9 protein-coding genes and 1 tRNA gene are annotated in these 12849 nt (G+C 49.8%); 9 read left to right on the forward strand and 1 reads right to left on the reverse strand.

All coding sequences use genetic code 11. The features are described from left to right. Window positions 1-57 precede the first annotated feature (57 nt). The 9 genes from EL262_RS09075 to clpB all read left to right on the forward strand — a co-directional run bounded on the left by EL262_RS09075 (window position 58) and on the right by clpB (window position 11948). Window positions 58-582, forward strand: a complete 525-nt coding sequence (locus EL262_RS09075) for a YqiA/YcfP family alpha/beta fold hydrolase (RefSeq protein ID WP_126464416.1) — start codon at window positions 58-60, stop codon at window positions 580-582. A gap of 96 nt (window positions 583-678) precedes the next feature. Continuing rightward, the gene (locus tag EL262_RS09080; protein WP_025836851.1) at window positions 679-1494 is read left to right on the forward strand and encodes an outer membrane protein assembly factor BamD; all 816 of its coding nucleotides are present in this window, start codon (window positions 679-681) and stop codon (window positions 1492-1494) included. 29 nt (window positions 1495-1523) lie between these two features. Then, on the forward strand, window positions 1524-1874 hold the full coding sequence (locus EL262_RS09085; RefSeq protein WP_025836853.1) for a DNA-directed RNA polymerase subunit omega: 351 nt from the start codon (window positions 1524-1526) through the stop codon (window positions 1872-1874). Window positions 1875-1921: 47 nt separating this feature from the next. Continuing rightward, the gene (locus tag EL262_RS09090; protein WP_025836855.1) at window positions 1922-2377 is read left to right on the forward strand and encodes a DUF4293 domain-containing protein; all 456 of its coding nucleotides are present in this window, start codon (window positions 1922-1924) and stop codon (window positions 2375-2377) included. A 470-nt stretch (window positions 2378-2847) separates the two neighbouring features. Then, window positions 2848-2923, forward strand: a tRNA-Lys gene (locus EL262_RS09095). A gap of 527 nt (window positions 2924-3450) precedes the next feature. Continuing rightward, window positions 3451-6456 carry a tetratricopeptide repeat protein gene (locus EL262_RS09100; RefSeq protein WP_078735498.1) on the forward strand — a complete coding sequence of 1002 codons (3006 nt, stop codon included), beginning with the start codon at window positions 3451-3453 and terminating at the stop codon, window positions 6454-6456. 13 nt (window positions 6457-6469) lie between these two features. After that, the gene (locus tag EL262_RS09105; RefSeq protein WP_025836861.1) at window positions 6470-8275 is read left to right on the forward strand and encodes a TonB-dependent receptor; all 1806 of its coding nucleotides are present in this window, start codon (window positions 6470-6472) and stop codon (window positions 8273-8275) included. A 22-nt stretch (window positions 8276-8297) separates the two neighbouring features. Further along, window positions 8298-9110, forward strand: a complete 813-nt coding sequence (locus tag EL262_RS09110; RefSeq protein ID WP_078735500.1) for a 5'-nucleotidase, lipoprotein e(P4) family — start codon at window positions 8298-8300, stop codon at window positions 9108-9110. A 246-nt stretch (window positions 9111-9356) separates the two neighbouring features. Then, complete coding sequence (gene clpB / locus EL262_RS09115; RefSeq protein WP_078735501.1) at window positions 9357-11948, forward strand: ATP-dependent chaperone ClpB; 2592 nt, start codon at window positions 9357-9359, stop codon at window positions 11946-11948. 100 nt (window positions 11949-12048) lie between these two features. Here clpB and EL262_RS09120 read toward each other — a convergent pair whose 3' ends face one another. Beyond that, window positions 12049-12651 (reverse strand): hypothetical protein, encoded by a 603-nt coding sequence (locus EL262_RS09120; RefSeq protein WP_078735502.1) that lies wholly within the window; start codon window positions 12649-12651, stop codon window positions 12049-12051. Window positions 12652-12849: the final 198 nt, after the last annotated feature.

Consider the following 12849-nt stretch of genomic DNA (forward strand, 5'->3'; position numbering starts at 1 on the left):
AAGACGGCAGTCGTCTGACTTGTTTTGTCGCCTTCGGTATCTTTTCTTGTTGTCATCATGAAGAAGATCTTGTACATCCACGGATACAACTCTTCGTCCGAGTCGAGGACTGCTCAGGTCTTGCTGGCTCATCTGGGCGAGGGGTTCGAACTCATTCATCCTACCTTCTCCAACGATCCCGAAGAGGCCATCCCGATGGCTCGGCGTATCATCAGAGAGGAGGGCGTCGATATGGTCGTTGCTACCTCTTTGGGTGGGTTTGTTGCGCTCAGTCTCAGAGGTATACCAAAGTTTGTGATCAACCCGAGTGTCGCTCCTCATCTCACGCTCCCTAATAACGGCTATGACGGTGATCTTTCCGGTTTTGAAAGGCTGTCGAAGGTCATCTGGGATGATATCGATGAGGCAGAACGCACGAATACGACCGGTCTTTTTGGTCTCAATGATGAACTCTTTTCGTACCGAGACATCTTCTCCACACACTATGCGCATGTCATAGAGACGGAGGACTCGCATCATGTCTTGGATGAAACGATCACGGACATTGTCATTCCCCATATTCATTCATATTTCGGAAAGTAAGAAGGGCTTTGTCGCTCTTTTTTTGCACTTTAAGGAGATAGGAGAGCGGAAGTGTCTCCCAAAATTCATATCTTTGCACCACAAAAGCGCGTTTTTATGAGACAATATCTATATATCGGCTTGTCGCTCCTGATGGCAATACTCTTGGGTACGGGGTGTACTGAGTTTACACGTATTCAGAAGAGTACAGACGTCATGGAGAAGTATTCCTATGCCAAAAAGTACTATAATACGAAGAAGTACAGTCATGCTGCCCAACTCTTGGAGGAGGTCGTGCCTTATCTCAACGGTACGACCGAGGCTGAGGCTTCGTTGTATCTCCTTGGTCAGTCGTATTTCGAGATGAAGGATTACTATCAGGCCAATGATAAGTTCGTACAATACTATTCAAGATACCCAAGCGGTGAATATGCAGAGTTGGCACGTTTTTATGCCGGCTATGGGCTCTCGCTTGATATCCCTGATGTGAGGTTAGATCAGGGTCCGACCTATGCTGCCATCAAGGAACTTCAGGGATTTTTGGATCATTACCCCCAGAGTGAGAAGGCTCCTCAAGCCAAGGAGGCTCTTGTGATGCTCCAAGAACAGTTGGCCCTCAAGGTATTGCTCGAAGCAAGGTTGTATTACAATCTTGGGAATTATATCTTCAACAACTATGAGTCTTGTATCATCACGGCTCGTAACGCAATGAAGGACTTCCCCTTCTCCAAGTACAAAGAGGAGATGCACTACCTTGTCGTGGCTTCACTCTACGAAATCGCTTACAACAGTGTCATCGAGAAGCAACAAGCGCGTCTGAGAGACCTTCGTGACGAGTATTACAACTACCTCAATGAGTATCCTGAAGGGAAGTATGCCAAGAAGCTTGAGAAGTACTTCCTCTACGCAGATAAGAACATCAAAGACGAATAAACAATACTAAAAACTGAGATATACAGAACATGGACTACAGAAAAATCAATGCTCCACTATCTACCGTAACTCGTGACGTCAACGAATTGAGCAAAGAGACGGGCAATATCTATGAGTCGGTCATGATCATGGCTCGCCGTGCCAACCAGATCTCACAGGAGGTGAAGAAGGAGTTGGAGTTGAAGCTTCAAGAGTTCTCTACCTACACGGACAATATGGAGGAAGTGTCGGAAAACAGGGAGCAGATCGAGATATCAAAGTTCTACGAAAAGCTCCCTAAGCCCACGCTCATCGCAGCGAAGGAGTTTACCGATGGTGAGGTGTATCACCGCAATCCTGCAAAACAGATGCGTAACCTCGATGATGACGCAGAGGTCTGATCTGCCATCATACCTGCAGAATCAACAAAAAAAACTGAGACAGCGACATGATACAACGCAAACAAACACTGTACCTGCTTCTCTCTGCGGTCTTGATGACTCTCGTGGTCTTCTTGGATTCGGCTAAAGTCTTTACGATGGCAGATGGAGCGTATTCGTTCACTTCGCTCGGGTACTCGGATGCTACCGGTACTCTGGTGGTACCGATGTGGCTCCTTGCAGTGCTCAATGTCCTTTTGGTGCTCTTCTCATTCTTCACGATCTTCTTGTTCAAGAACAGGATATTGCAGATGAGATTTACAATGTTGGGGCTACTCCTCAAGTTTGGCTTCATCGTCTTGGCTTACGTCCTGATGACGAACTTCAAGCCGGAAGGGTATGTCGGGATGGCGTTCACACCATGGGCTGCTCTGCCATTCTTGGCCATCATCTTGGACTATCTCGCCCATAGAGGCATCGCCATCGATGAGCGCAAGGTGAGATTTATGGACAGACTCAGATAGTTTCCAATCGTAAGAGTGGAGGAGTATTAAAAAATATGTGCCGTTATGGAGTGACTTGATACCAAGGCTTCGTAAGGGCATATTTTTTTCTCGATTGCTTTATGAGGTGGGCTGTGTGAAGTCCCTTTAATCATAGGCTTTTGTTTATTGTATGGAGGTTTTTTAGAATCGAGTTGACGTTAATTTGATGAGGAAACGTTTAGGGGTTCTTTCGGTGTTATTTCTGAGTTTGGCGGATGGCAGTCAATTATTTTTTTTTCCCGGTTTAGTGGGTCAGAAAGTATTCTGTTGCCTGATGGACTGTATTCTGTCGTGGGTCGGAGAGGTGTGAAAAAGGATGTCTTGGAGGGTGATTGTTGCTCGTGGGTGGAAAAGTTCGCAGAAAAAAAACTTAGAGATGTTTTGGTGAAATAAAAATAATCACTACCTTTGCAGAGCAAAAGCAAAGAACATTGCTTGAGACTTCTGATGACTCCGTAGCTCAGCTGGTAGAGCAAATGACTCTTAATCATTGGGTCGAGAGTTCGAATCTCTCCGGGGTCACCATCCAAGGGAGCTGATGAATAAGCCGAGGCTTAGACATCAGCTCCCTTTCTTTTTGCCCTCTTTACGAGGGCTTTTTTGTGTTTGCTCTTCTCCTGTCCTGTGGTTACAGCGGGATGTTTTGTCTTTTAGTGATACCTGACGGGGGATCCTTTGAGGGCTTTGGGCTTCGATGGGAAACGAGGCTGTTTCGCTTTGCGATGGAGTTGAGTGCTTCTTTTAGGATAGGAGCCGAGCATTGAGATCGAGTTTAATGATCTTCGTCACCGTCTCGTAAGATCTTCGATATTAAGTTTAACGACTTTCATCATCAAGTTTAACGACTTTCGTCATCAAGTTTAACGACTTTTTTCATCGTCTCGTACGATCTTTTTGGAGGGCACTTCGATATATCCCAAAGTGACCTTCTCCTGTACGAAGTGTACAACTCCGTGATATAGACGACTCATGAGGCGAAAATTGTGTATATTTGAGGGTTGTTGGGGTCGTTGGTAAGCAATCCCAAAGTGTTTAAGACAAAAGATATTTCTATGAAGAAGATCCTTCTGTTGCTTCCCCTCCTCGGTGGCATCCCTGCCGCCCATGGACAGGTCATCGATCGAACTACCGATGTGTTGATGATGGCCAATGAGCTCACTGCGATCAAGAGCTACGTGGGAGTGACTTCGATACTTTCGGTAAGACATATAGATAAGTGGGTGTGCCCTTACTTCGATGAAGAGGCGGCTTACCTCAATGCCATAGCACAGGGTGCACTTCGTTCGCCCGAAGGGGAGACCAAGCTACTCGACTTTATCGAGCGTTATCCGCATTCGGCTTACAGACCTTATGCACAGATGAGGCTGGGTGAGTGGTACTTCGTACAGGGCAATTATAGAAGTGCGGCATATTGGTTCAAGCAGTACGATCCGTTTTTGCTACCCGACGAGATGGCGCAGGCTTCGGACTACTACCTCTCGTTCTCATTGATGAGAGATGGTCGTGAGGAACAGGCTCTGGGACACTTCAGACCGCTCATAGGGACGAAGACTTTTGGTCGTGATGCCACTTTTTATAGCGGTTATATCCTCTCTCGACTTGGTCGTACGGACGAAGCTGTCGCTCTCCTTGATGATGTGAGCCACGACGGCGAGTATGGTGCTTATGCTTGCGCTTATATGGCGAGCGGACTTTTGGCAAAGGGGAGATACTCCGAAGCCATGGAGAAGGTGCGTGTCGGAGAGCGTCAAGATATACGAGACACCGAGGTGAGGCTCTCGCTCCTCAGAAGTGGTGGTCTGGCAGCCTCGGCTCTGAGCCAGAGAGAGGTTGCCATCAGTTATCTCCAGGATTATATGCGCTTGGCTCCCAAGGCCGGTCGCCTTGAGATGATCACGCTCGGCAAGGAGCTCTTCGATGCCGGAAGGTACGAGGAGTCAGTCGAGTCTTTGGCGAAGGCATCGGAGGAGAGGCATCCCGACTTCATGGGGCAGTTGGCTCTCTACTATGAAGGGTTGGGACAGCTGGCTCTGAATCATCCCATGAAGGCTCATATCGCTTTCGATCGTGCGGCAGAACTGGATGTCTATCCGAGATTGACCGAGACGGCGAGGTTCAATGCGGCTTTGGCTCTCTACAGCAACAATCCTGGTAAGATGAATGAGGGTACAGATCGTTTGGCTGACTATCTCGTCCATTATCCGCAGGGAGAGTATGCCGCTCAGGCCGTCGATCACCTCAAGGATGCTTACCTCAATGATCCTGATGTGGACAAGGCTTTGGCCTCCATCGAGCGCATCACCCCTCTGCCTGCGCCTCTTCGCAGGACTCTCGAAAAGGTGCGTCTGCGTAGTGCCAATACCCAGCTGGATAAGGGGAATACTTCTTCCGCAAGCCGTCAGTATGACAACATCATTCGGAACAACGCCGACCCTGCGAGTGTGGCTGAGGCTCATCTCTGGAAGGGTGAGGTCGCTTATCGTGAGGGTAGGTATGGTGATGCCATAGCTTCGACACAGAGTTATCTCAAAGTGCGTCCTCAGGATACGCCTGTCAATCCGAACGCTTACTACAACCTCGGCTACGCCTACTACAACTTGTCTCGCTGGCGTGAGGCCGAAGAGAGTTTCCGTGAGTTTTTGAGGGTCAGACCCGATGCTACGGCTGATGAACAGACCGTTATTTACAGCCGATTGGCTGATATTGAGGTCTTCGGACGTAACTACTCCCGAGCTTTGTCACTCTACGATACTGCCATCCAAAAGGGTGGAAATGAAGCAGACTATGCTTACTTCAAGAGGGGGATGACCTATGGTTACCTCAAAGAATATAGGACAAAAGCGGATTATCTCGCTCTCCTGAGCTCCAAGTATCCGTCATCCAAATATGTTCCGGAGGCTCTTTATGAGCAGGGACGTGCTCTTTCGTTGCTCAACGATGAGCGGTCGGCTCAAGGGGTCTTCCAGAGGGTCTTCGAGCAGTATCCCAACACAGATATCGCACCTAAGGCCGGTGTGCAGTTGGCACTCTCTTACTTCAATATGCAGAAGCTCGATGAAGCCGCTCGCATCTACGAGATGGTAGCACGCAAGTACCCAAAGACCGATGAGGCCAAGGCTGCCATGGAGGATCTCAAGGGGATCAGTATCGAGCTCAACAGAGTCGATGAGTATGCAGCCCTTGCTCGTGAGATAGGGCTGGGCAGTGCGGTGTCGGCTTCGGAAATGGATTCGTTGGCTTATCTCGCTGCGGAGAAGATCGTCGGTGAAGGTAAGGCCTCGAGATCCATCGAGGCTCTTGATAAGTATGTCGCTGCTCATCCTGACGGAGTCTTTGTCAAGAAGGCACTGTACACCAAGGCTCTTGTGCATTACCAAAATAAGGCTTACCGTGAGGCGACATTGACACTTGAGCAACTTTTGCCCGATCTTGTCGGTGATGCCGAACTCGAAAGGGATGCTTACAAGGTGCTTACCGCCGCTTATGTCGACTGGGGACGTCCCGACAAGGCTGCCGAACTTTATCTCGCTCAGGCACTCAAGACAAAGAGCCTTACGGATCGTAGTGTATTCGTGAGCAAAGCTGTCGATAATGCTCTTGCTTCGAGCTCCGAAGACTTCATCCTCTCCATGGCTGATGATATCGCAAGAGACCGCATCTCGATCAACGAAAAAGTCAAGAGTCGTGTCTATGGCGAAGCTCTTCATATCCTTGCGCGCTCAAACCGCAAGCAGGAGGCCTTGATCTATGCCGATCGTATCTTGATGCTCGGTGATCACGGTCAGCACGCTCGTGCCGGTGTCGTCAAGGCTTTGGAACTCTATGACAGAGGGCAGAACACTCAGGCTCGTAATGCTGCTCAGAAGGTCATCGACATGGGTACCACAGACACCTATTGGTTGGCAAGAGCATTTGTCTTGCTTGCCGATACCTATATCAAGGAAGGTGACAAGGTGAGTGCCAAGACTTATCTCGAAGGGGTCAAGAGCAACTACAACAACAAGACCGATGGTATCATCAATATGATCAATGAACGACTCTCAAAGATCCAAAACTAATCGCACCAAGAATATGAAGAATATCCTATATCTCTCTGTAATGCTCGTTGCCTCGGCTCTGATCTCTCACGATGCTGTGGCACAAGTGGCAAAGAAGGATTCGCTCAATAGAGAACTCACGCTCGAACGCGACTTCGTCCCGACTCAGGATCAGGTGCAGAAGTCGTTCTTCAGTCCGCTGGCGACGAAAAAGAGTTCGCCCCTCGCACCTCTACGTTTTGTCAACGACTCGTACAGTATCGGTGCAAAGATTGAGCACAGAGTTTTTGACCCCATATACAACGACAGAGCACCTGAGTCTCTCGATCAGAAGGGCTTTGTACGTGTGTATGGAGGCTTTCCCGGAGTGCTCGGACTCAATGTCGGAGGCAACTTCACCAATGGCAAGGACAGTCAGTTTGATCTGTCTCTCAACCATTTCACGAGGAAGTACCTCGGGCGGAACACCCTTCCGGCTCCACTCAAGACCCTCCGTACACATGACACGGACTTCACTCTCGGCTACGCTCGTAAGTTGGCACTCTCCACACTTCGTGTCAGGGGACATTTCTTCTACGACATAGAGGCCCTTTATGGGTCACATAACGGTCAGCCGGCAGCTCTGTTGCTTGAGTCTTATGACTTCAAGCCACCTTATCCCTTGATCAATAATTATGGTGCGATCCTTTCGGGCGAAAGGACTTATGCTCCTATCTCTGTCGGTTCGAATTGGTATGCAAGCACTTTCGGGACGTTCTCTTATGTCGGAAAGAATGATCCGACCTTGGTCAAAAATGATCCGGATCCTCTCTATTCGGGAGGAGAGCGTATGCTTACCTCTGAATTGAGACTTGCCAATCGCTCGACGCTGGCGTACGAGATCTCAGATCTTTGGAAGTTTGATGTCGGTGCGGAGATTGACCTCCGCAATTATCCCAAGCTCGTTGTCAAGTATCCGATCAAAAATCTCCTCATCCTCGGACTTCGCCCCTCTGTCTCTTACAAGGGAGATCACTTCGAGATGCATGTGGGAGGGCGGGTTCAGTATGCCAACAGGGCTTCATCTTCACTCGTCTTCTCTCCCGATGCCTCTTTCCGCTTCCGTCCTATCGACATCTTCTCACTCTTTGCGAAGGTCGACGGAGGCACTGCTGCCATGGATCTGAGAGAAGTGTACAAGTACAACAAATACTTCTTCGGTCCCTCTATCGCCAATGCCACCGAGACATCCAAGTACAGGGTCATCGCAGGGGTCGAGCTGGGCAATCTCTCCGGCTTGTCCGTCACGCTCCAAGGTGGATACGTGGACTATCGTGACTTCGTCGATTGGGAGCAACGCAAGCTCGTCACAGATCTTGATGGCTCGATCACCTTACCCCTTTTCGTGTATGATCTCCGTCATCGCGACAACGTCAAGAAGACCTACGGCAACATCTCTGCGAGGTATGTCTCTCAGGCCGGTCTCCGTCTCTCTGCTTCGGCACAGTACAATCGTTACATCACTTCGGACATGACAGATAAGGAGGACAAGCCTCTGACTGTCCTCGGCTTGCCCAAGCTCGAAGTCCGTGCTTCGGCGGTGTACGATATCAATTCTCGCATGAGTCTTCAGGCCTCTTACACCGGACTTTTCGGGATGGCGTTTGAAGATGTGGACGAGCCCGGCAAGTATGTCCACACCACGGTCAATGAACTTAGTGCAGAGTTTTCTTATCGACTCTCTCGTCGTGTGGGGTTATCCGTCATCGGTACCAATCTGCTCAATCTGAGAAATGTCCGATGGAGACACTACGAACAGAGAGGTTCGGGTATCCTCGGAACAGCCACTATAACGTTCTAATCTATCACATCAACGATTTATTATGAAAGCAATAAAGACCATCGTCCTCCTGCTTGGGATGACTTCCATGACTTCGTGCGCCCTCTTTCAGCGTCAGAGCCAAAACGACGCGGAGATCTCCAATATGCCCTTTGCGAAGCTCTATACTTCGGTATGGATGCAGCGTGCGGCCGAATACAAAGCTTTGTGCTACCAAGCCTTCAATGTCGCAGAGACACACCTTATGAAGGAGGTCAAGGACACCAAAAATAAGAAACGTAAGTTGGCGATCATCACCGACATCGACGAGACTTTCTTGGACAATTCGCCCAACTCTGTCTTCCAAGCACGTAAAAACGAGCTCTATCAGGACGAAGAGTGGCACCGCTGGTGTGCCATGGCAAGTGCCGACACCATCCCCGGAGGGCTCGACTTCTTCAAGAAGGCTGCGGCTCAGGGGGTAGAGATCTTCTACATCTCGAATCGCAGTGAGAAGGATCGTAAGGGGACGTTGACGAACCTTCAGAAGTTCGGCTTCCCCAATGCCGACGATGCGCACCTCCTCCTTCGCACGAACACTTCCAACAAGGACGAACGTCGTCAGAAGGTCCTTGCGAAGTACCATGTCATCATGTACTTGGGAGACAATCTCGGAGACTTCTCATCGGCCTTTGACAAGGCGGATGAGGATGGACGCAATGCAGCTCTCTTCGGCATCAAGGAGAGCATCGGTACGAAGTTCATCGTCCTACCTAACCCCAACTACGGTACTTGGGAGAGTGCTCTCATGGGTCACGAACGCCTATCGCCTGACAAACAAGCAGAGAGATACAGACAAAAAGCGAAGGCCTACTAAGTCTTGTCACGACATAAACGGTAAATGTCAGAGTACGACGGAATTATTGTCGTGCTCTGACATTTTTTTTATATTGGGCTTAGATATTGTAGGTTGATAAGCAAAGGATGACGGCAGACGACAGAATGCTTTTTGACCCCTGCCGTAATACATCTCGGAGTGCGACAGAAGGCATTCTGTCTGAGGACAGAAATAGATTATATAGGCTTCTTGAAGAAGCTCAGACTCAAAAAAAGAAAGATTATTATGAATATGAACAACCTGACAATCAAGACTCAAGAGGTACTGCAAGGTGCCGTGGATAAGGCACGCAGTCTCTCACAGCAGGCCATCGATCCTGCTCACATTCTTGCCGCTCTGATAGACAAGGGAGGCAATGTAGCCAATTTTGTTTTTCCGAAGGTCGGCGTGGATGTCGCTACACTCGTCAGACGGGTAGAGGAGCGTATCGCCACCTTACCCAAGGTCTCCGGTGGAGAGCCGTATCTCACGAACGATACCGACAAGCTCTTCCGGCAGGCCGAAGACATCGCATCCTCGATGCAGGACAAATATGTCTCCATCGAGCACCTCCTCCTTGCTCTCCTCAAGAGCGACAATGAGACCGCACGCATCCTCAAGGATCTCGGTGCGACTTACGATGGACTCTTGAGTGCGATCAAGGAGCTGCGCAAGGGGAGCAAGGTCGACAGCCCTTCGGCCGAAGATACTTATGACGCCCTTGGCAAGTATGCTATCAACCTCTGTGAGCGTGCACGCAACGGCAAGCTCGACCCCGTCATCGGTCGTGACGACGAGATCCGCCGTGTCCTGCAGATCCTATCACGCCGTACGAAGAACAACCCCATCCTCATCGGTGAGCCGGGGGTCGGTAAGACAGCCATCGCCGAAGGCCTTGCACGCCGTATCGTGCGAGGTGACGTGCCGGAGAACTTGAAGTCGAAGCAGATCTTCTCCCTCGATATGGGTGCCCTCATTGCGGGTGCGAAGTACAAGGGAGAGTTCGAGGAGCGTCTCAAGTCTGTGGTCAATGAGGTGACCAAGTCCGAGGGTGAGGTCATCCTCTTCATCGACGAGATCCACACCCTCGTGGGTGCAGGAAAGAGTGACGGCGCGATGGATGCCGCCAACATCCTCAAGCCTGCCCTTGCTCGTGGCGAACTCCGTGCCATCGGTGCGACGACCCTTGACGAGTACCAGAAGTACTTCGAGAAGGACAAGGCCTTGGAGCGTCGTTTCCAGATCGTCATGGTCGATGAGCCGGACGAGATGAGTAGTATATCCATCCTCCGTGGTATCAAGGAGCGTTATGAGACCCACCACAAGGTACGTATCCTCGATGATGCGATCATCGCTGCGGTGAAGCTTTCGAGCCGTTATATCACCGATAGATTTTTGCCCGACAAGGCGATCGACCTCATGGACGAAGCGGCGGCTCGTCTGCGCATGCAGGTGGACTCGCTTCCGGAGGAGTTGGACGAACTTTCGCGCAAGATCAAGCAGTTGGAGATCGAGCGTGAGGCGATCAAGCGTGAAAACAACACCGAGAAGGTCGTCGGCCTTGATGCCGAGATCGCCGAACTGCGTGATCAGCAGTCCGACCTCATGAGCAAGTGGCAGAGTGAGAAGGATCAGGTCAACTCGATCCAAGCGAACAAGGCGGAGATCGAGCAACTCAAATATGAGGCCGAGCGTGCCGAGCGTGCCGGGGACTACGGCAAGGTGGCAGAGATCCGTTATGGCCGTATGCAGGAGCTTCAGAAGGCGATCGAGGAGGCACAGCAGCGTCTCCACGAGATACAAGGCGATGACGCCATGATCAAGGAGGTCGTGGACTCCGAGGACATTGCGGAGGTCGTCTCGAAGTGGACGAATATCCCGGTGTCTAAGATGCTGGCGACGGAGCGTGAAAAGCTCCTTCACCTCGAAGCGCACCTTCGTCAGCGTGTCGTCGGGCAGGACGAAGCCCTTACTGCCATTGCCGATGCCGTGCGTCGAAGCCGTGCAGGACTTCAGGATCCGAAGCGTCCTATCGGTTCGTTCCTCTTCCTCGGTACGACAGGTGTAGGTAAGACCGAGGTGGCACGTGCCCTTGCCGAGCTCCTTTTCGATGACGAAAACATGATGACTCGCATCGACATGAGCGAATATCAGGAGAAGCATTCGGCATCGAGACTCGTTGGTGCGCCTCCGGGATATGTGGGCTATGACGAGGGAGGGCAGCTCACCGAAGCGATCCGTCGTAAGCCTTACTCCGTGGTGCTCTTCGATGAGATCGAGAAGGCGCATCCCGATGTGTTCAATGTCCTTCTTCAGGTGCTTGATGACGGTCGTCTGACCGACAACAAGGGGCGTACGGTGAACTTCAAAAACACGATCATCATCATGACTTCAAATATGGGTTCGGACATCATCCATCGCAACCTCGATCATTATGATGAGAAGAACGCCGAGGAGGTCATCGACCGGACACGCAACGAGGTGATGGAGCTCCTCCGTCGTACGATACGCCCAGAGTTCCTCAACCGTATCGATGAGACGATTGTCTTCACACCGCTTACAATAGATCAGATCCGCAGTATCGTGCGCATACAGCTTGGCTCTGTGTGCAAGATCCTTGCAGCCAACGGTATCACACTTGGTTATACCGATGCAGCGGTGAACAAGATCGCGGACGAAGGTTACGACCCACAGTATGGTGCCCGTCCTGTGAAGCGAGTGATCCAGAGACGTATCCTCAACGAACTGTCGCAGGCTATCCTTGCGGACAAGGTCTCTAAAGATCAGACGATCAGGATAGATGCCACCGCCGAGGGCGAAATCATCTTCCGCAACTGATCCTCCAAAGAGGTGTAAAAACACAGAGGGGATGTGCCATCCGGCACATCCCCTCTGTGTTTATTTTGGCAGAATGCCAATAATCTCAATAAGTCAAATGTCAGGACAATGTAAACTCTGCCTTACAGACTTTAACGCACCCACCACCATCTAAACAATTTGACATAAATTCAGCTGTTTTCTTTGCAAACTTAATTGCAGAACCTGATCCGGTTGGACGTTCTGCTGTCATGGATTCTCCTTCGTGATTTCCGCCCTCGCAGGAGATAGTCAATTTCTCTACTTCAGCTCTGAGAGTTTCAAGAGTCCACTGATCAGCAAAAGCAAAAGCCATCGCAAATTCTGCTGGAATCTTTTCAAAGTCATACATAATCAATTCGCTTACAGAAAAAGTCTTCTCCTCTTTATTGTGTACTATAGAGAATACTGTACAACCTATGCTCTTTTCTTTCTTTTGCTTTTCGATGTATGAAAAGAGTTTACCATTCAATTCTGCCAATGCTTCAACGTTTGGCTTCTCCTCGGATTCTGACCTTAACTCTGAAGCGTACGTGACAGTAAACTGCGCCAATTCGTTAGCAGGAACTTCGATCTCCCATTTCCTCTCGTAAAAATCTTTTTGCTCAGATGATACTTCTACACTTTCCTTGCATGAAAAAAGGCTGATCAAAATGGGTACTGCAATAAAAAAAAACTTTTTCACAGAAATATTTTTTAGGTTAATGAATTGATAATGTCGTAAAGGTAATGTTATTATTGTGAATAACAATATCTAAATGTGAGTTTTTAGGAGGTAATAGGGTAGTCCTACCTGAAATCTGAGCCATGGAATAGGTTTTCAACAAAAAAAATCCCCCCCCCATGCAAGGATACTTGAATGGGCGGATTATATAGGCAGATT

It is taken from the genome of Porphyromonas cangingivalis (assembly GCF_900638305.1).
Taxonomy (GTDB): Bacteria; Bacteroidota; Bacteroidia; order Bacteroidales; family Porphyromonadaceae; genus Porphyromonas_A; species Porphyromonas_A cangingivalis.

Excerpts from the sequence above, each read along its gene's own strand:
- EL262_RS09090 (WP_025836855.1), top strand. The coding sequence starts at position 1,922 with ATGATACAACGCAAACAAACACTGTACCTGCTTCTCTCTGCGGTCTTG.
- EL262_RS09105 (WP_025836861.1), top strand. The coding sequence starts at position 6,470 with ATGAAGAATATCCTATATCTCTCTGTAATGCTCGTTGCCTCGGCTCTG.
- clpB (WP_078735501.1), top strand. The coding sequence starts at position 9,357 with ATGAATATGAACAACCTGACAATCAAGACTCAAGAGGTACTGCAAGGT.
- EL262_RS09075 (WP_126464416.1), top strand. The coding sequence starts at position 58 with ATGAAGAAGATCTTGTACATCCACGGATACAACTCTTCGTCCGAGTCG.
- EL262_RS09080 (WP_025836851.1), top strand. The coding sequence starts at position 679 with ATGAGACAATATCTATATATCGGCTTGTCGCTCCTGATGGCAATACTC.
- EL262_RS09100 (WP_078735498.1), top strand. The coding sequence starts at position 3,451 with ATGAAGAAGATCCTTCTGTTGCTTCCCCTCCTCGGTGGCATCCCTGCC.
- EL262_RS09110 (WP_078735500.1), top strand. The coding sequence starts at position 8,298 with ATGAAAGCAATAAAGACCATCGTCCTCCTGCTTGGGATGACTTCCATG.
- EL262_RS09085 (WP_025836853.1), top strand. The coding sequence starts at position 1,524 with ATGGACTACAGAAAAATCAATGCTCCACTATCTACCGTAACTCGTGAC.